The organism is Pseudomonas sp. Pseu.R1 (assembly GCF_045764065.1).
GTDB lineage: Bacteria > Pseudomonadota > Gammaproteobacteria > Pseudomonadales > Pseudomonadaceae > Aquipseudomonas.
Genome location: NZ_JBJGEE020000001.1, coordinates 432,877 through 453,764, shown reverse-complemented (window position 1 = coordinate 453,764; position 20,888 = coordinate 432,877). Strand labels below are relative to the sequence as shown.

The 20,888-nt window shown below is 62.2% G+C and carries 18 protein-coding genes; 8 read left to right on the top strand and 10 right to left on the bottom strand.

Translation table 11 applies throughout. The features are described from left to right. Positions 1 to 51 precede the first annotated feature (51 nt). Entirely contained in the window at positions 52 to 654 is a 603-nt protein-coding gene (locus tag ACI5GA_RS02190) for a helix-turn-helix domain-containing protein (protein WP_421421463.1), read from the bottom strand. 290 nt (positions 655 to 944) lie between these two features. Between ACI5GA_RS02190 and glnT the strand changes: the two genes are divergently transcribed. The 5 genes from glnT to ACI5GA_RS02165 all read left to right on the top strand — a co-directional run bounded on the left by glnT (position 945) and on the right by ACI5GA_RS02165 (position 6,900). After that, positions 945 to 2,279: a type III glutamate--ammonia ligase gene (gene glnT / locus ACI5GA_RS02185; protein ID WP_404632110.1), complete on the top strand. Its 1,335-nt coding sequence runs from the start codon at positions 945 to 947 to the stop codon at positions 2,277 to 2,279. Positions 2,280 to 2,352: 73 nt separating this feature from the next. After that, a complete protein-coding gene (locus ACI5GA_RS02180; protein WP_404632108.1) occupies positions 2,353 to 3,258 on the top strand; it encodes a class II glutamine amidotransferase in 906 nt (301 codons plus the stop codon). Positions 3,259 to 3,269: 11 nt separating this feature from the next. Then, a complete protein-coding gene (locus tag ACI5GA_RS02175) occupies positions 3,270 to 3,953 on the top strand; it encodes a protein glxC (protein WP_404632106.1) in 684 nt (227 codons plus the stop codon). 15 nt (positions 3,954 to 3,968) lie between these two features. Next, positions 3,969 to 5,303 carry an FMN-binding glutamate synthase family protein gene (locus ACI5GA_RS02170; RefSeq protein ID WP_400595284.1) on the top strand — a complete coding sequence of 445 codons (1,335 nt, stop codon included), beginning with the start codon at positions 3,969 to 3,971 and terminating at the stop codon, positions 5,301 to 5,303. 271 nt (positions 5,304 to 5,574) lie between these two features. Continuing rightward, positions 5,575 to 6,900, top strand: a complete 1,326-nt coding sequence (locus ACI5GA_RS02165; protein ID WP_421421460.1) for an ammonium transporter — start codon at positions 5,575 to 5,577, stop codon at positions 6,898 to 6,900. A gap of 137 nt (positions 6,901 to 7,037) precedes the next feature. On the opposite strand, the gene folD is transcribed toward ACI5GA_RS02165, so the two are convergent. From folD to ACI5GA_RS02120, 9 genes are all read right to left on the bottom strand, one after another. Further along, entirely contained in the window at positions 7,038 to 7,940 is a 903-nt protein-coding gene (folD, locus tag ACI5GA_RS02160) for a bifunctional methylenetetrahydrofolate dehydrogenase/methenyltetrahydrofolate cyclohydrolase FolD (RefSeq protein WP_421421458.1), read from the bottom strand. A 91-nt stretch (positions 7,941 to 8,031) separates the two neighbouring features. Next, on the bottom strand, positions 8,032 to 9,711 hold the full coding sequence (locus ACI5GA_RS02155; protein ID WP_421421457.1) for an APC family permease: 1,680 nt from the start codon (positions 9,709 to 9,711) through the stop codon (positions 8,032 to 8,034). Between the two features lie 69 nt (positions 9,712 to 9,780). Beyond that, positions 9,781 to 12,123 (bottom strand): DUF1989 domain-containing protein, encoded by a 2,343-nt coding sequence (locus tag ACI5GA_RS02150; RefSeq protein ID WP_421421455.1) that lies wholly within the window; start codon positions 12,121 to 12,123, stop codon positions 9,781 to 9,783. A gap of 15 nt (positions 12,124 to 12,138) precedes the next feature. Next, positions 12,139 to 13,506, bottom strand: coding sequence for an NAD(P)-binding domain-containing protein (locus tag ACI5GA_RS02145; protein WP_404632094.1), 1,368 nt, complete (start codon positions 13,504 to 13,506; stop codon positions 12,139 to 12,141). 30 nt (positions 13,507 to 13,536) lie between these two features. Next, positions 13,537 to 14,403 carry a formyltetrahydrofolate deformylase gene (purU, locus tag ACI5GA_RS02140; protein WP_404632092.1) on the bottom strand — a complete coding sequence of 289 codons (867 nt, stop codon included), beginning with the start codon at positions 14,401 to 14,403 and terminating at the stop codon, positions 13,537 to 13,539. A 32-nt stretch (positions 14,404 to 14,435) separates the two neighbouring features. After that, a complete protein-coding gene (locus tag ACI5GA_RS02135; RefSeq protein WP_421421452.1) occupies positions 14,436 to 15,566 on the bottom strand; it encodes an aminomethyltransferase family protein in 1,131 nt (376 codons plus the stop codon). A gap of 33 nt (positions 15,567 to 15,599) precedes the next feature. After that, positions 15,600 to 16,616: a heme-dependent oxidative N-demethylase family protein gene (locus tag ACI5GA_RS02130; RefSeq protein ID WP_421421450.1), complete on the bottom strand. Its 1,017-nt coding sequence runs from the start codon at positions 16,614 to 16,616 to the stop codon at positions 15,600 to 15,602. Positions 16,617 to 16,625: 9 nt separating this feature from the next. After that, complete coding sequence (locus tag ACI5GA_RS02125) at positions 16,626 to 17,561, bottom strand: PDR/VanB family oxidoreductase (protein WP_421421449.1); 936 nt, start codon at positions 17,559 to 17,561, stop codon at positions 16,626 to 16,628. Then, a complete protein-coding gene (locus tag ACI5GA_RS02120) occupies positions 17,558 to 18,070 on the bottom strand; it encodes a dimethylamine monooxygenase subunit DmmA family protein (protein ID WP_404632084.1) in 513 nt (170 codons plus the stop codon). The genes ACI5GA_RS02125 and ACI5GA_RS02120 overlap by 4 nt, the downstream gene beginning before the upstream one ends. Before the next feature lie 228 nt (positions 18,071 to 18,298). Between ACI5GA_RS02120 and ACI5GA_RS02115 the strand changes: the two genes are divergently transcribed. The 3 genes from ACI5GA_RS02115 to ACI5GA_RS02105 are packed head-to-tail and all read left to right on the top strand — an operon-like array spanning position 18,299 to position 20,876. Continuing rightward, positions 18,299 to 19,456: a sensor histidine kinase gene (locus tag ACI5GA_RS02115; protein ID WP_421421447.1), complete on the top strand. Its 1,158-nt coding sequence runs from the start codon at positions 18,299 to 18,301 to the stop codon at positions 19,454 to 19,456. Further along, entirely contained in the window at positions 19,425 to 20,096 is a 672-nt protein-coding gene (locus tag ACI5GA_RS02110) for a response regulator (RefSeq protein ID WP_404632080.1), read from the top strand. The genes ACI5GA_RS02115 and ACI5GA_RS02110 overlap by 32 nt, the downstream gene beginning before the upstream one ends. Beyond that, positions 20,097 to 20,876 (top strand): PAS domain-containing protein, encoded by a 780-nt coding sequence (locus tag ACI5GA_RS02105; protein WP_421421445.1) that lies wholly within the window; start codon positions 20,097 to 20,099, stop codon positions 20,874 to 20,876. Positions 20,877 to 20,888: the final 12 nt, after the last annotated feature.

Here is a 20,888-nt window from a genome sequence, read left to right as displayed (position 1 = left end):
TGTCGAGATGGTCCATGGCTGGTCCGGAAAGCAACGCGCTACTGAACCTGATCACTCCCCCGACGCCCCATAGTTCATGATCGACAGCAGACGAATCGGCACCTGCACCAGTTGCTCCGGCCCGTGGGGAATGTCGCCGTCGAAGGTCAGGCTGTCACCTGCTTGCATGTGGTAGAGCTGGTTGCCGTGGCGATACACCAGTTCACCTTCCAGTAAGTGCAAAAACTCGGTGCCGGGGTGGGAGAAGGTCGGGAATTCTTCGCTGGCGTCGTCCATGGTCACCATGTAGGCCTCGAAGTTCTTCTTCGGCCCGCGGGTATGGTTGAGCAGATGATAGGTGTGGCCTTTCTCGGTGCCGCGCCGCACCACTTCCAGCCCGTCATCGCGTTTGACCAGCAGCGCGCTGCTCCCTTGTTGATCGTATTGGCTGAACAGCTTGGACATGGGCATGCCCAGCACGTCGCAAAGACGGCTGAGGTTATCAAGGCTGGTGGAGACCTGGGCGTTCTCGATCTTGCTCAGCATGCCCTGACTGATCCCGGCGATGCGCGCCACATCGGCCAGTTTCAGCTCCTGCGCCTGACGCTGGCGCTTGATCTGAATGCCCAGGTATTGCTCCAGCTTCAACTTCGGTTGTTCGTCAGGCGTACTCATCGGTTTTGCACGGTTTCCGTTCGATAATTTTAAATTCGCACCAGGAATGTGCGATTCGGCTCCGGGCTGTTTTGTCTGGCGCCGGATTATTCCCACAGTGAAAACGAGTTTCCCATATATACAGCAGAAATTCCGCCCCAAACCGCACACACTTTTTGGTATACCGAGTTGGCAAGACGTTTGCATTCCTGTTGAGAAAGTAAGTTTCCTGAATGGAATAAACACCTTTCAGGTCACGGGACAATGGTCGTTGACCTCAACGTTTTGCTTATCGCCAGGAGTGAATGCTCATGTTGCCACCCGAAACACAGCGGCTGATCGAGGAACACGGGATCAAGTACGTGCTGGCTCAATTCGTCGATATTCACGGTTCGTCCAAGACCAAATCGGTGCCGGTCTCGGGCCTGGAGGCCGTTGCCGAAGATGGCGCGGGCTTCGCTGGTTTCGCCATCTGCGGCATGGGCATGGAGCCCCATGGCCCGGACTTCATGGCCAAGGGCGACCTGTCGTCGCTGACCCCGGTGCCGTGGCAGAAGGGCTACGGTCGTGTCGTGTGCATCGGTCACGTTGAAGGCAAACCCTGGCCGTATGACAGCCGCTACGTGTTGCAAAAACAGGTCGAGCGTCTGAGCGACCGTGGCTGGACGTTGAACACCGGTCTTGAGCCTGAGTTCAGTCTGTTCAAGCGTGACGCCGCAGGCAGCCTGCAACTGGTCGACGCCAGCGATGCGCTGGACAAGCCTTGCTACGACTACAAGGGCCTGTCCCGTTCCCGCGAATTTCTTGAGCGTTTGACCGAAGCCCTGCAACCGGTAGGTTTCGACATCTACCAGATCGATCACGAAGACGCCAACGGCCAGTTCGAAATCAATTACACCTACAGCGACGCCATGGAGTCGGCAGACCGCTTCACCTTCTTCCGCATGGCGGCCGGTGAGATCGCCAACGACATGGGCATGATCTGCTCGTTCATGCCCAAACCGGACCCGAAACGCGCGGGTAACGGCATGCACTTCCACTTGTCGATCGGCAGCGCGACCCACAAGAACCTGTTCCACGACGCCAGTGACCCGAGCGGTATGGGTCTGTCGAAAATGGCCTATCACTTTGCAGCCGGTCTCCTCGCTCACGGCCCGGCGCTATGCGCTTTCGCTGCGCCTACCGTCAATTCCTACAAGCGCCTGGTGGTGGGTAACTCCCTGTCCGGAGCGACCTGGGCGCCAGCGTTCATTGCCTTCGGTGCCAACAACCGTTCGGCCATGGTTCGTGTGCCGTATGGCCGTCTGGAATTCCGCCTGCCGGACGCCGGTTGCAACCCGTATCTGGTCAGCGCCGCGATCATCGCTGCCGGCCTGGACGGCATCGACCGCAAGCTGGAAATCGATCAAGTCTGCAACGAGAACCTCTACAAGCTGAGCCTTGAAGAGATCGCCGCTCGCGGCATCAAGACCCTGCCGCAGTCGCTGAAGGAAGCCTGCGACGCGCTGGAAGCCGACCCGCTGTTTGCCGAAGTGCTGGGCAACGAAATCGTTGGCGAATTTATCAAGCTCAAGCGCATGGAGTGGGTGGAATACAGCCGCCATGTGAGCGACTGGGAAATCCAGCGTTACACCGAATTTTTCTGATTCGAGCGCTTTAAACAACCCTTTCTGACGCCCAGCCAATGGGTTGGGCGTCGTCTGCCCTGGAGTTATGAATATGTGTGGAATCGTGGGTTTATACCTCAAGAACCCGGCGCTGGAATCCCGGCTCGGCCAACTCTTTGAACCGATGCTCGAAGCTATGACCGACCGTGGCCCGGACAGCGCAGGCTTCGCCATTTACGGCGATGAAGTGGCTGACGGCTGGGTCAAGCTGACCCTGCAAGCCACCACCGACGGCTATGACTTCAAAGCGCTGATCGCCGCGTTGGAAGGCAAGTTGGGTGCTTCGCTGGACTGGTTCCAGAACGCCAGCGCCATCGTGCTGAAAATCAAGGCTGAAGAAGCTGCCGTACGCGCCGCGTTGGGTGAATTGGCCCCGACGGTGCGCATCATGAGCGCAGGCAAGAGCATTGAAATCCTCAAGGGCATGGGCTTGCCGAAAGAAATTTCCGAGCGCTTTGGCTTGGGCTCCATGAAAGGTAGTCACATCATCGGCCACACCCGTATGGCCACTGAAAGCGCCGTGACCATGGAAGGCAGCCACCCGTTCTCTACCGGCGCTGACCTGTGCCTGGTGCACAACGGCTCGCTGTCCAACCACTTCCGTCTGCGTCAGGAACTGCGACGCGAAGGGATCAATTTCGACACCGAGAACGACACCGAAGTGGCCGCCGGTTATCTGGCTTGGCGCCTGCAACAGGGCGATTCGCTGAAGACCGCACTGGACAGTTCGCTGGAAGCACTCGATGGCTTCTTCACCTTCGCCATCGGCACCCGCAACGGCTTTGCGGTGATTCGCGACCCGATTGCCTGCAAACCGGCGATCCTCGCCGAGACCGCCGACTACGTCGCCATGGCCTCGGAATATCAGGCGCTGTCGAGCCTGCCGGGCATCGAGAACGCCAAAGTCTGGGAACCCGTTCCCGCCACGATGTACATCTGGGAACGCGAGTCGGCTTAAGGAGCACGCACATGAAAACCATCGATCTTTCCATCGCCAGCGTGCGTGATCTCAATCAGGCGCTGCACGACCAGGTCAAGAATCTTGAGGAACGGGAGTGGGTAGTGACCCATCCCAACGGCGCCCACAACTTGGCCGTCGGCGTCAACGAAGCGGTGTCCGTGGATATTCAGGGGCACGCCGGTTACTACTGCGCGGGCATGAACCAGAAGGCCTCAGTCACGGTGCACGGCAACGTCGGCGTGGGCTGCGCCGAGAACATGATGTCTGGCTACGTCCGCGTCAAAGGCAGCGCCTCCCAGGCGGCGGGCGCCACGGCCCACGGCGGTTTGCTGGTGATCGAAGGCGACGCCGGTGCCCGCTGCGGGATTTCCATGAAAGGCATCGACATCGTTGTCGGCGGCAGCATCGGCCACATGAGCTGCTTCATGGGCCAGGCCGGGCGCCTGGTGGTGTGCGGCGACGCAGGCGATGCGCTGGGTGATTCGCTGTACGAGACGAAGATTTTCGTCAAGGGCAAGGTCGAGTCGCTGGGTTCGGACTGCATCGAGAAAGAAATGCGTCCGGAGCACCTCGAAGAGCTGCAAGCGTTGCTGAACCGCGCCGGTTTCAACGAAAAGGCGTCGGACTTCAAGCGCTACGGCTCGGCCCGTCAGTTGTACAACTTCAAAGTCGACAACGCCTCCGCGTACTGATTCAGGAGCACGAACATGAGCGAATCCAACACCCCGAAAGCAGCTCCGGTCCTGCGCGAGTCGGCGACCTTCGATCGTCTGGCCATCCAGGAAATCCAGCGCGCTGCCGAAACCGGCATCTACGACATTCGCGGCGGCGGCACCAAGCGCAAGCTGCCGCATTTCGACGACCTGTTGCTGCTCGGTGCTAGCGTGTCGCGCTATCCGCTGGAAGGCTATCGCGAGAAGTGCGGCACTGACGTGATCCTCGGTAACCGCTTCGCCAAGAAGCCGATTCACCTGAAAATCCCGGTGACCATCGCCGGTATGAGCTTCGGTGCATTGTCGGCCAACGCCAAAGAGGCGTTGGGCCGTGGCGCGACCATCGCAGGCACCAGCACCACCACCGGTGACGGCGGGATGACCCCGGAAGAACGCGGCCAGTCGCAGCACCTGGTTTATCAATACCTGCCGTCCCGTTACGGCATGAACCCGGATGATTTGCGCAAGGCGGACGCCATCGAGATCGTTCTGGGGCAGGGCGCCAAACCGGGCGGCGGCGGCATGCTGCTGGGTATGAAAGTCACCGAGCGTGTAGCTGGTATGCGCACCTTGCCGATCGGCGTCGACCAGCGTTCGGCGTGCCGTCACCCGGACTGGACTGGCCCGGACGATCTGGCGATCAAGATTGCCGAGATCCGTGAAATCACCGATTGGGAAAAGCCGATCTACGTGAAGATCGGCGCCAGCCGCCCATATTACGACGTCAAGCTGGCGGTGAAGGCCGGGGCCGACGTGATCGTGCTCGACGGCATGCAAGGCGGCACGGCGGCGACGCAGGAAGTGTTCATCGAGCACGTCGGCATCCCGATTCTGCCTGCCATTCCTCAGGCGGTTCAGGCGCTGCAAGAGATGGGCATGCACCGCAAAGTGCAGTTGATCGTTTCTGGCGGCATTCGTAACGGCGCCGACGTGGCCAAGGCCATGGCGTTGGGCGCGGATGCGGTGGCCATCGGTACGGCGGCGTTGATTGCTCTGGGCGACAACCATCCGCGTCTGGATGACGAGCTGAAGAAAATCGGTTCGGCAGCCGGTTTCTACGACGACTGGCAGAACGGTCGCGACCCGGCGGGGATCACCACCCAAGACCCGGAATTGTCGAAACGTCTGGACCCGGTCGAAGGCGGACGCCGGTTGGCCAATTATTTGCGTGTGCTGGTGCTGGAAGCGCAGACCATGGCCCGCGCGTGCGGCAAGTCTCACCTGCACAACCTCGACCCCGAGGATCTGGTGGCCTTGACCGTGGAGTCGGCGGCCATGGCCCGGGTGCCATTGGCAGGGACATCGTGGATTCCGGGGCAGCAGTATTAAGGTTTTGAAAAGGGGCTGATTTTTTGGCAGCCCCGATTCGTATGACCTGGCGCAATCCTGTGGGAGCGAATTCATTCGCGAGAGGCCGGTATGGTCGATGGAGATTTTTCGTCTGATATGCCGCCATCGCGAATGGATTCGCTCCCACAGTTCTGGCCAGCCTTGCATTCAATGCTGCGTCATCACCCATTCAAAGAGGCCAGCAAGGCCCGGTGCTTCTTCACATCGCTTTCTGCCAGACACTTTTCCATTCATTGCAGGAGCTTCGAAAATGGTTAACCGTCTACCCGGCAAATCCCTTCTTACGCTATTGGCGCTCAGCGCCTGTATTCCCCTGGCCCAAGCGGCCGACGCCCCCACCCTGAACACCGGCAGCACCGCGTGGATGGTCACCGCCGCGGTGTTGGTGCTGTTCATGTGCCTGCCGGGCCTTGCGCTGTTTTACGGCGGCCTAGTGCGGGCGAAAAACATGTTGTCGTTGTTCACCCAGTGCTTTGGTATCGCCGGTTTGGTCGGCGTGCTGTGGGTGATCTACGGCTACAGCATGGTGGTGGATACCACCAACATGGTCGAGGGTGAAGTCAGTTTCAACAGCTTCGTCGGCGGTCTCAGTCGCGCGTTTCTCGCAGGATTGACCCCGGAAAGTCTGGTGGGTGACATCCCCGAAGGCGTGTTCGTGACCTTCCAAATGACCTTCGCCATCATCACCCCGGCGCTGATTGCCGGTGCCTTTGCCGAGCGCATGAAGTTCTCGGCGGCGCTGCTGTTCATGGCCGTCTGGTTCACCCTGGTCTACGCGCCAGTCGCGCACATGGTCTGGGGCGGGGCGGGTGCGCTGATGCACAACTGGGGCGTGCTGGATTTCGCGGGCGGGACGGCGGTGCACATCAACGCGGGTGTGGCGGCGCTGGCGGCGTGCCTGTTGCTGGGCAAGCGCAAAGGCTATGAAAACGCACCGATGCCTGCCCACAACCTGAGCCTGACCATGACTGGCGCAGCGATGCTGTGGGTGGGCTGGTTCGGTTTCAATATCGGCTCGGGCGGCGGTTTGAACGGCCTGTCGGGCATCGTCATGCTCAACACCCAACTCGGCGCCTGTGCCGGAATCCTTGGCTGGATGTTCACCGAGTGGTTCAAGGTCGGCAAACCGAGTGCATTGGGTCTGGCCAGCGGTGCGTTGGCCGGTCTGGTGGGCATTACCCCGGCGTGTGCGTATGTGGGCGTCGGTGGCGCGTTGGCGATTGGCTTGTTGTGCGGCGTGTTCTGCTACCTGAGCGTGACGGTGCTGAAGAAACGCTTTGGTTACGACGACAGCCTCGATGTATTCGGCCTGCACGGTATCGGCGGCATGATCGGTGCGGTGCTGACGGGCGTATTTTGCGTGCCGTCGCTGGGCGGGCTGGTGGAAGGCGTGACCCTGGGCGGGCAAGTGATCGCGCAGATCAAGGGCGTGGTGTTCACCACCGTGTATTGCTTCGTGGTGAGCTGGGTGATTCTCAAGGTGGTCAAGGCCATTGTGGGGCTGCGTGCTGATGAGCACGTCGAAGAAATGGGCCTGGATTTGGCCGAGCACAATGAGAGTGCGTACAACCATTGATCACGCGTTGATTTAACGCGCATTGATTGATCGTTCCCACGCTCCGCGTTGGAACGCAGGTTTGGACGCTCTGCGTCTGCCCCAGGTGACGCAGAGCGTCACAGGATGCATGCCCACGCGGAGCGTGGGCACGATCCTCACAGGGTAGTGGCCAACTGCGGGTGTCCAGCCCTCTGCAATTGGGTGGCGATCACGGTGTTTTTCAACAGATAGGCAATCGTCATCGGCCCGACGCCGCCCGGCACCGGGGTGATGGCGCGGGCCACAGTACGGGCGCTGGCGTAGTCGACGTCACCCACCAGCCGGTCACCTTTTGCCGTGGCGATCCGGTTGATTCCCACATCGATCACCACCGCGCCAGGCTTGAGCCAACTGGCTTCGATCATCTGCGGTCGACCGACCGCGACCACCACGATGTCCGCCAATCGGCACAACGCTGCCGCATCGACGCTGCGTGAATGCACCACACTGATCGAGCAGTTGGCTTGCAGCAGCAAGGTTGCCATCGGCTTGCCAACGATGTTGGAGCGGCCAATCACCACCGCATGCAGGCCGCTCAGGTCGCCGCAGGTTTCATGCAGCAGGCGCATGCAGCCGCTGGGCGTGCAAGGCGTCAGTACTTCGGCGCCTTGGACCAGTCCGCCGACGTTCTCGCGATGAAAACCGTCCACGTCCTTGATGGGGTCGATGGCGTGAATCACCGCCTTTTCGTCGATGTGTGCGGGCAGTGGCAGTTGCACCAGAATGCCGTTGACCTCAGGGTCGGCATTGAGTTGATCCAGCAATGTCAGCACTTCGTGCTGGGTGGCGCTGGCAGGCAGACGGTGTTCGAGGGAGCGAATGCCCACTTGCCCGGCCTTGAGCAGCTTGTTGCGCACATACACTTGGCTGGCCGGATCCTCGCCGACCAGCACCACGGCCAGCGCGGGGTACACCTGTTGCCGGGCCAGGGCGAGAACATCGTCTTTGACTTCGTCGAGAACCTGAGCCGCGATGGCCTTGCCGTCGATATCGCGGGCGAGTGCAGGGGTCATGCTCATGGGATGCGTCACCATTGTCGGTAGGGAAGGAACGTCGATGGAACACCGAGGCCCGAATGGGCCCCGATGATCAGTCACAGGCAGGGGGTGGTCAAGCGACCAGGTGATGACAGGCGTAGACCACCACGGCGCCCGCAATCAGCGTGACGTAGGGCAAGACACCCGCGCGTTTGCTGCCCCCGTCGGCTTGCAGGTGCAGGTCACTGAGCATCGCGGCGGGGAAGCGGCCCTTGTCCTGCCCGTAATGGCGGAAGCAGAACACCGGCAGGATCAGCATCGCCAACAGCAGGCCGGTGACCAGCGTGCCCGCGCCCCAGATGTCCGCACCCAGGCCCATGCAGGCCAGGTTGACGAAGCTCAATACGCCACCGGCGGCCAGCAGCAGCGTCGGGGCCTTGTACGGGCGCGCCCATTCAGGGCGATCCAGACGGTGAATCCAGCCCGCATTGAGGTTGAGGAAGTTGAAGATGATGTAGCTGACGTTGGACGCCGCCAGCACGAATACGTAGTCGGACATCAGCAACAGCAGCAGGTTGAACGACAGGTCGGTCCACATGGCCGCGGTCGGGGCGCCGTGCTCGTTGGTGCGGCCCAGGTACTTGGGCAACCAGCCATCCACCGAGGCCTGGTACAGCGTGCGCGACGAACCGGACATCGAGGTCATGATTGCCAGCAGGGTGGCGAGCACCAGCATGATCAGCACGATGTTGGCGATCACTTTGCCGCCACCAATACTGTCGGCCATGGCCTTACCCACGCCCATGCCGCTGTAGATTTCAGGTGACAGCAGCCCACTGTAAACGGCCGGTGTGACCACTGCGCCGCTGGCGTCGAGTATCGCAGGGGTCACCAGTTGCCCCAGCCCCAGGCTGCCCTGAAACGCCAGTGGTACGAAGGTGAAGACCAGAATGCACAGTAAACCGGCGTAGAAAATCGCCTTGAAGGTGTCACGCTTGGGGTCCTTGAACTCGCGGGTGTAGCACACCGCGGTCTCGAAACCGTAGGTGGACCACGCCGCCATGAACAGCCCGCCCGCCATCAGCGACCAGCCGGAAATGTCCCAGGTGCCGTCGATCACTTGCCCGGCTGCGTCGTGGGCCAGCGGAAACAACGGCAGGAAGTTGGCCTGGGTGGCGTCACCGGTCAGCAGTGGCACCACACCGACCAGCACCAGCGGTATTAGCGAGGTGGCGCCAAGCACCAGGGTCAGGCGGGCCGAACGCAGGATGCCGCCGTGCTGGATGGCGAACACGGTCAGCAGAATCACCAGGCCGATGACAAAGGTGGCGTTGATGCGCAGGGACAGCCCGCTTTTGACCCAGCCCAAATCCACCAGCGTCAGTTGCCAGGTGTTGATCAGGGCATCGGCGGGGAACAGCGCGGTGAGGATGTACCCCGCCGCCAGCCCCGAGCCGATGGACAGCACCGGCGACCAGGCCAACCAGTTGCACCACACCGAAATCGGCGCGATCAGCTTGCTGTACCGCACCCAGGCGATGGCGCCGTACACCGAGGCGCCGCCGGATTTGTGCGGAAACAGCCCGGCGATTTCGGCGTAGGTGAAGGCCTGGATGAAACCGAACAGGATCGACACGATCCAGACGATCCACGCCGGTTTGCCCACTGTGGCGGCAATCGCGCCGATGGAAAACAGCACCAGGGCCGGTACGCCGCTGGCTACCCAGAAGGCGCCGCGCCAGTCTATCTTGCGTTGCAGGCTGCCGACGCTGTGGTCGGCCTGCGGTAGAGCCTCGAACGTAGTCGCTTCCATCTTGGTAATCCCATGTCTGAAATGTGGTCGGAGGGCAGTGGAAGGGGGCGCAGCCAGGGGTGATACGGATCAACTGCGCACTCGGCTCTTGTCCGGGTCGTAGAAGATCGGTGCCGTGACCTCGGCGCTGATGCGCTTCTGCAGGCCGTCGATTTTGCCGATTTCAAGTGCAGTGCCCGGCTCGGCACAGGACACGTCAAGGCGACACAAGGCGATGTTGCGATTGAGCAAAGGCGAGCGACAGGCGCTGGTGATCACGCCGACTTGCGCGCGCCCACGGAACACCGGGTCGCCGTGGTGCGCGCCTTCGTTACCGCTCAGGTCCAGTCCGACCAGTTTGTGGCTCGGCGTGGCGCTGCGCCGCAGCAGGGCTTCACGACCAATGAAGTCATCGGTCTTGGTCTTCAGTGGCACGCTGAAACCGATACCGGCCTCGAACGGATCGGTCTGATCGCTGAATTCATACCCTGCGAAAATCAGTCCGGCCTCGATGCGCAGCATGTCCAGCGCTTCCAGCCCCAGCGGCACGATGCCCAACGGTTGGCCCAACGCCCAGATGCGATCCCAGACCTGTTCGGCGCGGTCCGGGTGGCACCACACCTCGTAACCCAGTTCGCCGGTGTAGCCGGTGCGGGAAATCATCAGCGGGCAACCGTCGTAGTCGTCCATTCGCCCCACCAGAAAACGGAACCAGCCGAGGTTTTCCAGCGCCGGTTGCGTGGGTGGAGTCCAGACCATTTGCTTGAGCAATTCGCGGCTCAACGGACCCTGCACCGAGAGGTTATGGATCTGTTCGCTGGCCGATTTGACCCAGACCTTCATGCCGAGCTTTTGCGCCTGCTCGCGCAACCAGATGCCCGCGTAGTCTTCGCCGCAGATCCAGCGGAAATTGTCCGGCCCCAGACGCAACAGGGTGCCGTCATCGAGCATGCCGCCGTGTTCGTGGCACATCGCTGAATACACCACCTGGCCGATGGCAAGGCGGCGCACGTCGCGGGTCAGGCAGTGTTGCAACAGGGCTTCGGCGTCCGGGCCGATGATCTCGAATTTGCGCAGGGCGGTGAGGTCCATGACCGCGACTCGCTCGCGGCAACCGTAGTATTCGTCGATGGCGCCAAAGCCGTCGTAACGCAGGGGTAGCCACCAGTTGCGGTAATCGACGAAGCTGCCGGTCAGTTGGCGGGTGCGTGAATGGAAACCCGACTGACGGGTGAGAACGGGGTCGGCGTCGGCCGTGCTGCGAGTGCTCATGGCGAGGGCAAAGCGCTCCTTTTCGCTGTAGACGCGGATATGGATATCGGTCGGCTCCCAGCCATTGGCCGGGTCGATGTCGTCAGGGCAGGACGAGCTGCCGCAGACCAGATCGGTCATGGCTTTCAACAGCACATAATCACCGGGGCGCGACCACGGTTCATCAAGGGTCATCTGCTGATAAGCATCAATGGCGGTGTTGAAGAAAAAGTTGATCGCTGGCCAGCCTTCCCTTGCCTGCACCCCGTGGGCGGCCAGCGCGCGACTGAGGTTGTCGCTGCAGTTGTCGTGCCCGAAATAGCCGTGGCTCTCGTAGTAGCGGGCGGCGCAGGCGAGGGCAAAGGCGTCGTGACGCCCGACGGTGTCCTGCACCACTTCCAGCATCGGCTGCATGCGCCGGTCGAAGAATTTGCCGAACAGCCCCGGTGCCGGATAAGCACTGCCATTCAGGGTGCGGGTGACGGTCTGGTCAAGGTCCAGCTCAATGCCCCGGTCCAGTGCGCGACGGTCAAAGGCGACGAAGTCCGAGCACTGCCGACCGGCCACGTCGAGCACCTGAATGTACTGCCCCTTGGCGACGGTGTAGCTGTGAGCGGTGCCTGCGCGAATGGTGAATTCATCGAGCAGTTCGCCCAGAGGTTCAGGTAACGCTGGGGTCAATACTGCCGACGGATGAGCGCGCTCGACCACCAGCCGCAGTTCGCTGGGGCAGTATTGCCGGTCGACTGCTGTGGCTTCATCAGGGGCTGCGGCGATGATCAGCAGACGGCCTTCGGCCACGAACTGACGGCTGAAACCGGCGGGCGTCTGTGCCTCCCACAGCGATGCGGGAGTGGGCAGAGCTCGCCCGTCCAGCCCGCGTTTTTCCAGCGCCTGTGCGATACGCCGAGCCTGCACACCGCCCGCAGCCAGCTGCCGAGGGATGAAAGCCGCTTGACTCGCCGGGCTCAATGACCAGTCGGCCAGCGCGCTGCGGCCCTGGGTGTCAACCACCAGCAGCTCGCAGGGTTGCCAGCCTTCCAGGTCGATCACCTGCAAGCGGTCGCCAGCTTCCAGCGCCAGCAGGGTCAGCCCGCCAGCGCCCAACCGATAACGCTCAAGGGCTGGGGTGCGGGCGAACAAACCGGGTTCGCGGGGCGAGGAGATGCGCGGTGCATTCATGTCCGGGCTCCGCGGTCAACCGACCGACTTGATGGGCGTGGTCGGTTCGATGAGGTACGCGGCCATCGAGTCGTCCAGCGCTTGCAGCCACGGCGTGTGGTGCGGCGGCGACTGGGTGCCGGTCATCAGCGAGCGGTACGACTTGTCGCGATAGCCCATGATGTCTTCGGCCTTGTCGTGCTTCCAGTGCAGGAAGGTGTCGTTGACCGCAGCGATATCGAAGTTGGGGTAATCGGTGGCGTCGACCAGTTGCTGGATGTAGGCGCCCTGGTATTCGAACATTTGCTGATTGGTTTCCAGGGTCTGTTCGCGCTCGAACCACTGCTGGCTGTCGGCGAGCATGTCAGCGTGGGATGGCAGGGCGATGCGCCCCAGAATGACGTCGCGGGCGTACCAGGCCTGGGCATCGAACATATTGAAGGAGTACCACTGGTCCTGCATGCCGAGGTAGATCATGCGCGGGTTGGCTTCCCAGAACACGCCCTTGTAGAGATTGCGCGGCCACAGGCGGTTGTCGGTTTTCAGGCGCAGCGACTCGTCGAGGAACGGGAAATGGTGCTGGTAGCCGGTGCACAGAATCACCGCGTCGATGTGCTTGCTGGTGCCATCGGCGAAATACGCCCGGCTGTTTTCCAGACGTTGCAGCAGCGGTTTTTCTTCCCAGTTGGCGGGCCATTTGTAGCCCATGGGCGCGGTGCGGTAGCAACTGGTGATGCTGCGCGCGCCGTATTTGTAGCACTGCGAACCGATGTCTTCGGCCGAATAGCTGCTGCCGACGATCAGCAAATCCTTGCCCTTGAATTCCAGCGCCTCACGGAAATCGTGGGCGTGCAGAATGCGTCCGGCGAACTGCTCGAAGCCCTTGAAATACGGCACCTTGGGCGTCGAGAAATGGCCGCAGGCGTTGATCACGTAATCGAACTGTTCGCTCACGCTGACATCGTTGCCGTGGTCGTGGGACAGCACCGTAAAAAGCTGCGTCGCTTCGTCAAAGGTGACTTGGCGCACCACGGTATTGAAGCGAATGTAGTCGCGCACACCGGCTTTCTCGACGCGCCCCTTGATGTAATCCCACAGCACTTCCCGCGGCGGGTAGGAGGCAATCGGCCGACCGAAGTGTTCTTCAAAGGTGTAGTCGGCGAATTCCAGGCACTCCTTGGGACCGTTCGACCACAAATAGCGGTACATGCTGCCGTGCACCGGCTCGCCGTGTTCGTCCAGCCCGGTGCGCCAGGTGTAGTTCCACATGCCGCCCCAGTCGGCCTGTTTTTCGAAGCAGACCAGTTCCGGGATGTCAGCGCCCTTGTCCCGCGCCGACTGGAAAGCTCGAAGTTGGGCCATGCCGCAGGGGCCGGCGCCGATGATGGCTACGCGTACAGTCATGTCTGTGCCTCGCTAGAGAAAAAGGGGCGATCAGCGGAAGATCACGGTCTTGTCCTGGTTGATGAATACCCGGTGCTCCAGGTGGTATTTCAAGGCTTTGGAGAGCGCGACGGTTTCCGTGTCGCGGCCAATGGCGACCAGCGATTCAGGCAGGTAGGTGTGGTCGACGCGCTGCACCTCCTGCTCGATGATCGGGCCTTCGTCCAGGTCGCTGGTGACGTAGTGCGCCGTGGCGCCGATCAGCTTTACGCCCCGGTCAAACGCCTGGTGATAGGGCTTGGCGCCTTTGAAGCCGGGGAGGAACGAGTGATGAATGTTGATGGCCCGCCCCGAGAGCTGCTTGCACAGGTCGTCGGAGAGGATTTGCATGTAGCGGGCGAGCACCACCAGATCGGTGCGAGTTTCCTGAACGATGCGCAGCAATTCGGACTCCTGACGGGCCTTGGTATCTTTGCTCACCGGCAGGTAAACGAAGCGGATGCCTTCGCGCTCGGCCATGGCGCGCAGGTCCAGGTGGTTGGACACCACGGCGGTGATCTCCATGTCCAGTTCACCCTTGCGATGGCGGTACAACAGGTCGGTCAGGCAGTGGTCGAACTTGCTGACCATCAGCAGCACGCGGGTCGGCTGTGACGAGCGGAACAGTTGCCATTGCATGTCGAAGCCGCCCGCCAGTGACGCCAGTTCCCGTTGCAGGGCGTCGATATCGCCGTGGGCGCCCCGGTTGAAGCGGAACACCGCGCGCATGAAAAACTGCCCGGTGAATTCGTCGTCGAATTGCGCCAGTTCGCTGATGTAGCACTGCTGGCTGGCCAGGCAGGAGGTCAGGGTGGCGACGATCCCGGAGGTGGCCGGGCAGTTGATCTTGAGGATGTATTGCTCGTTTGAAGTGTCCATGGCGCTCTCGTGTCGGCAATGAAAAACGGCAATCAGCCCTTGGCCGTGCGCTTGGTTTTCTGCGGGTCGTCGAAGGGCATGGCGTGGGTCACGGCGGCGACCTGCTGACTGCCGCGCACCTGTAGAGCGACGCCGGGCTCGGCGCAGTCGACGGCGACACGGGCGATGGCCATGGAACGTTGGGTGAGGCGTGAATACATGGCGCAGGTGATCACGCCCACTTCCTGACCGGCGTGCCACAGGGTGTCTCCCGCTTCGGCAGCGAGGCCGCTGTCGAGCAGCACGCCGGCGATTTTGAAACGTTCCTGGCCTTGCAGTCGGCGGTGCTCTTCTGCACCGCGGAAGTCGCGTTTGTCTGGCGAAACCGTGAAGTCCAGACCCAGTTCCCACAGGGTGTCGCCGGCCTTCTGGTCGGCGAAGGGGTACATCTGCGAGTTGTCGTAGGGGAAGAACATCAGCGCGCTTTCCACCCGCAGCCAATCCAGCGCGGTAAAGGCGCAGGGGATGATGCCCATGGCCTCGCCGTGGCGCAGGATGGCGTCCCAGATGGCCGGGGCATCGGCGGCCTTGCAGAAGATTTCGTAGCCGCGTTCGCCGGTGTAGCCGGTGCGCGAGATCATCACCGGGCGGCCGAACAGGCGGGTTTGCAGGTGATGGAAGTAGGGCAGGTCGCGGATGCCAGGCACGTGGTCAGCGAGGAAGTCCACCGCCAGCGGGCCTTGCAGCGAGAGGTCGTGCAGGTCGTCATCGAACAGCACGGCCACCTGACGGCCCTGGGCCGAACGCACCAGCATCTCGTAACCGGTGCCCGCGCCGTGCACCACCATGAAGGCGTTGGGGCCGGTGCGGTAGACGATACAGTCATCGACGAATTTGCCTTCTTCGTCGAGCATCGAGGCGTACACCGACTTGCCGGGGTACAGCTTGCTGATGTCCCGGGTCGTGGCCCATTGCAGCAGGCTTTCGGCGTGAGGGCCGACGTAGTGGACTTTTTTCAGCCCCGAGACGTCCATCAAACCGGCACGGGTGCGGATGGCTTCGTGGTGATCGGCCAGGTCGCTGGCGTAGGTCCAGGCGGTGCCCATGCCGTTCCAGTCTTCCAGCTGTGAGCCGAGCGCGCGGTGACGGTCAGCGAGTGCAGAAATGCGCCATGAATGAGCCATGTGAAGATCCTTGTCGGTGAGTGATCGGAAAAGTCAGGCCTGCGGGTCGAACTGGCTGAGCCATTCGATCAGTGCGTGGCGGTAACGGGTCATGCCTTTGTAATCGGCGATGGCGTCGGGCAGGTCGCGGATCACCCGGTGCAGGCGGCAGCCCCATTCAGGCTGGGTGACCAGCTCGTTGAGGCTGATCAGGTAGGTGCGGATGCTGAACATCATCGCGTTGCTGCGCGGCAGCCGAGCCATGACCTGCAATTCGACGCGCAGGTGCACGAGTTGCCCGGCGTTCTGCGCGGTGACGGTGCCGCGGTCGGCGCCCCATTCGTGAAAGGTTTCCGGTGACGAATCCAGACGTGGGTTGATGGTCAGGGTCCAGTTCAGACGCCGCACGGGGTGGTCGACTTGCAGGTTGAGCAGGTATTTCAGCGCCCGGTCGAACACCCCCATCTGATGGGCCATCGGCACCGGCGAATGCCATTGCTTGAAGCTCATTCCGGCATCAAACGCCAGCGACCAGTCGGCGGGGCTGGTGACCAGTCCGGCGTCCATGAACAGGTCGCCGTCGCGCTGATCGAGCAGGGCAAAGTCGCCCTGCACCTGACGGCCAATGAATTCCAGCGGCTCGCTGGGCAAGGTTGTGGAATCGCCAAACACGAAGCGCTGATCGATGCCCAGCGCGTTGTTGCGCCAATGCCAGTGGTCGCCGTCGCGGTCGAGTTCGAACCACTGCGGATAGTCTCGGGCCAGGTGTTCCATCAACATCTGCAGGGCGTCCCAAGCGGCATTCTGCATGTGTGGCATGACCAGATAACGACGAGGGTCTTTGCCCAGCACCTGGGCGCGTTCGGCCATTTCCGAGCGGTAATGCTCATCGATGTCAAAGCAGTGTTCGTAGACCGAGCCGGGGTCACGGGAGGTGGCCGGTTCGATGTTCACCGAATACAGGTAGCTGTCCTGGGGGAACGGAAACGGGAAACGCTTGATCGCAGTGGGGCTATTGCGAAAGCTGAAGTCTTCACGGTACGTCTGGGTAGGGCTGAATGGCACGGTCATGCTCGACTCCTAGAGATCCAGTGATACACACGGGCCACAGCCACGTGACACGCACGGCATGAGAAATTCGGCCTGTTCGTTGCGGGTCAGAAAGTGGTCGCGGTGTTCGATGTCGCCGCCACCGTGACGGGTGATGCACTGCCCGCAGACCCCGCCACGGCACAGGTTGGGCACCTCGACGCCGATGGCCTCCAGGGCTTCCAGCAGGCTTTGGTCGGCAGCGACGGTCAGGCGTTTGCCGCTGCGCAGCAGTTCCAGTTCGAACGGCGTGCCGGGTTGCGGCGCGCTGAAGGCTTCGTGGTGCACGCGACTGGCGGGCCAGCCCAGCGCCAGGGCGTATTCCTGAACATCGGCGAGCAGGCGTTGCGGGCCGCAGGTATAAACGTGGGTGCCCAAGGGCCGGTTACCGAGAATGGCGGGCAGATCGATGCGCCGTTGGCCGTCATAGACATACAGGCGTGCGCCCAGGCGTTGTTGCAAGGTGGCGAGGTAGGCATCGCTCAGGCCCGGGCGACACAGGTAATGCAGTTCGACAGCGGCATTGCGCTTTTCCAGCTCGCTCAGGTAGGCCATGAATGGCGTAATGCCGATGCCCGCGGCGATCAGAATGTGCTGGCTGGCCTGACTGTGCAGGGCGAACAGGTTGGCCGGAGGCGACAGGGTCAAGGTGTCACCGACCTGCACCTGTTCATGCAGATGCCGTGAGCCGCCCCGGGAATCGCTCTGTAAACGCACGGCGATGCGGTAGTGGTCGTGTTGCGCCGGATCGCTGGTCAGCGAATAGGCATTGCGCAACGTGCGCTCACCCAATGGCAGGTGCACTTGAACGTGGCTGCCTGCCGAAAAGCCCGGCAGACGGCCTGTGCAAGGGGTCAGGGTGAATTCGCGCACCAGCGGGGTGAGCATTCGTGCCTCACTGACCTTTACTTTCAGTGTCGCACTCATGGCCGGAACCCCGCGTAAGGCTGGTCCGGATTGCCACACACGCCCAGGTAGGCGCCCAGACGTCGGGAAAAGTGTTCGCGAATCTCCAGCAACACCCGGCAGCCGCTGCATTGCAGGCTGTCCTGTTGCGTGCCGGGCTGACGCTGGCCGCAGTGCACGCAGTAAACGGTGCGCACACCGGGCACGCTGAGGGTCATGTCGATTTCGTCATCCTGCAGCCCGGCGCTGCGGGCCAGGGCATGAATGCGCCAAATGAAGGCTTCATCGCCGACGAGGTACAGCCGGGTGCCAACGGTGCAGGTCGCCAGGCAACGGCCCAGACGGTCGTTGAAATCGCCGTTCTCGGCGTTCAGCACGGTGGGCTGGTCCAATGTGCCGACAAAGGCGGGGCAACTGTCGGCCGATTGAATCACCACCAGCGGCTGACACACTGCCTCCTGTGGCGCTGGCTGACGATAGCGAGGAAGGCTGTGCAGCCTTGCGCGTTCGATGTCGGGTTTATCCATCATGGCGGCTTCCCGGTGGACCTGCGGTGGGCGTGAAACGACGCGAATCGCCGAAGCGGGTGAGCGGTCGCTGTTCTCTGATGGGCAAGATAATTTCTCGAAAGGAAAAATCGCTCAATCCGGAAAAAGGGGTATCTCTTTGGAGGTAGTCCGTGGCGAAGGGGGACTGCGGGGCATGGAAGTTGCTGGTTTGCCAGTCACAACGGCGCAACGGAAAAGGAACATTCGACAGTGCAGACCCAAGCGAATTGGTGGCGACGCTGGCCCCGCTGGTTTCGGCGCGCCAGCCCCCGGCAGGTGAACGAACTGCGTGGGTTGCTGGCTGAACTGCCGCTGTGTCTGATGCACGCCGACGGTGCCTTGCCGCGCTTTCTGGACCGTTTTGAGGCGCTGCAGCCCGGCGTCACGCTCAACCTGATTCAGGTGGACGAAGACCTGGGGCCCGCGCGCCGGGTATTGACCGCCGAGTGCGAGCGCAGCGCCGATTGCCCGTGGCGCAGCGGGGCGTGCGTGACAACGTCGCCGGTGGCTTGCGACCCGTGCCGCCAGCGGGGCGTGCATCGCTTGATCTGCGGTTTGCCTGAAGCGCGGGTGCCCGGCAGCGCCATGGTGCTGCTGGACACGCCGCGTGAGGCCGACCGCTTCTGGCAGCAGATGCTGGGTGAGGTGAGTGAGGCGCTCGGGGTCACCGTCCAGTTACTGCGCCATCGCCGTGAACAGCAACGCAAGCAGGCCACCGCGCAGCACGGTGCGCTGGCCCGTGAGCTGCACGATTCAGTGGCGCAACAGCTGGGTTATCTGTCGTTTCAGGCGCGGCTGGTCCAGACCCGACTGACTGATCCGGAATTGGCAGGCACTTCACTGACCGAGCTGCGCAACGGCTTGAGCCAGTTGCAACGGCAAGTGCGCGAACTGATCACCAGCGCCCGGCTGACCATGGACGGGCGCTCGTTGCGCCAGGCGCTGGCTGACTCGGTGGCCGAATTTTCCCGGCGCTGCATCATCGTCTTTGAGCTGGACAACCGATTGCCGGACAACGCCCTGAGCCCGGAAACCGAATTGCAGATCCTGCAAATCATCCGCGAAGCCCTGACCAACGCCGTGCGCCACTCCCATGCCCGACACGTGCGCATCGAGCTGCGCCAGCCCCCCTCCGGCGACGTCCTGGTGTCGGTCGAGGACGATGGCATTGGCCTGAGCCCGGCGTCCGGCGATGACAACCACTTTGGCCTGGCGATCATTCGCGAGCGTGCCGCCAGTATCGGCGCGCGGCTGGCAATCGAGCCGATCCAGCCCCACGGTGTGCGCGTGCACCTGTGGCTGACCTGCCACCCCGCTGATTTTTCGGAGAGTCACGATGCACGCCACGACCTTGTTACTGATCGATGATCACCCGCTGTTCCGCAAGGGCCTGGCGCAGTTGTTCAGCGCCAGCGACGACTTCGAGGTGGTGGGCCAGGCGGCCAGTGGCCGGGAAGGGATCAATCTGGCGGTGAGTCTGGCCCCACAACAAGTGCTGCTGGACCTGCACATGCCCGGTCTGAGCGGGTTGCAGGTGCTCGACGAGTTGCGTCAGTTGCGTCTGGGCTGCCAGGTCGTGGTGCTCACGGCATCCATGGACCGCAGCGAGCTGCTGTCCGCGTTGCGCCTGGGCGCCAGAGGTTATGTGCTCAAGGAAACCGAGCCTGACGCGCTGCTGGCCTACATGCGCAACTGCAATCAGGGGGCAATTGTGCTGGATGACTCGCTGGTGTCGTTGCTGGCTGCCCATGATGCCCCCGAATCAGGCCCGGAACGGCTGGATCCGGGCCCGGAGCTGGGCAGCCTCACCGAGCGCGAGGGCCAGACCCTGACCCTGATCGCCGGCGGCATGAGCAACAAGCAGATCGCCCGCGAGCTGGGCATCAGCGACGGCACGGTGAAGATTTACGTCAAGAACCTGCTGCAGAAGCTCAGCCTGCATTCGCGGCTGGAACTGGCGGCCTGGGTTCATCAGTCGACGGTCGCTAGAAAAGAGGAGCGCCACTGAATGAGCGAAGACAGTGCTGTGCGAGACCTGCTGTCAAACGTCAGCTCAGGCGCTGCGTTGGACCGCTTTCCGGTCGCCTTGCTGGAACTGGCGGAGAACGGGCAGATCACCGGATTCAATCAGGCCTGGACCGATCTGATGGGCACCTCGGCCCGTATGCGCAATGCGCTGGACTATGTGCATCAGGAGGACCGTCCGCTGTGGCTGCAAGCCCTGGCCCAGTTGCGCGCCCGCCCCGGCACGTCATTCCGGCAGCGCTTGCGCTTCGTTCATCCTGACGGCGATTTGCGCTGGTGTGAGGTCGGGCTCAAATCGGTGGCTTCAGGTTTCTGTCTGGTGCTGGGGGACATCACGGCGCACAAACGTCGGGAAACCGCGTTGCAGGCCAGCCAACGCAGCGCCATAAGCCTGCTCGACAGCATGCCGGGGCTGATTTATCGCGGGCGCAACAACCGCGACTGGACCATGGAGTTTGTCAGTGCCGGTTGCCTGCAATTGACCGGTTACCCGGCGGAGCGTCTGGTGGACAACCACGATTTTACCTACAACAGCCTGATCCTCCCTGAAGATGCCGATTACGTCTGGCGCGAGGTGCAATACGCGCTGGCGCGGCAGGTGCCGTTCGAATTGAGTTACCGGATTCGCTGTGCGAGCGGTGCGATCAAGAATGTCTGGGAGAAGGGCGTTGGTATTTACGCGGACAACCGCGAGGTGCTGGGCATCGAGGGGGCGATCTTCGAGCGCACGCGCTGTGTCGGCGAATGCCGGGCGGCAGAATGAACAATGCCGCGG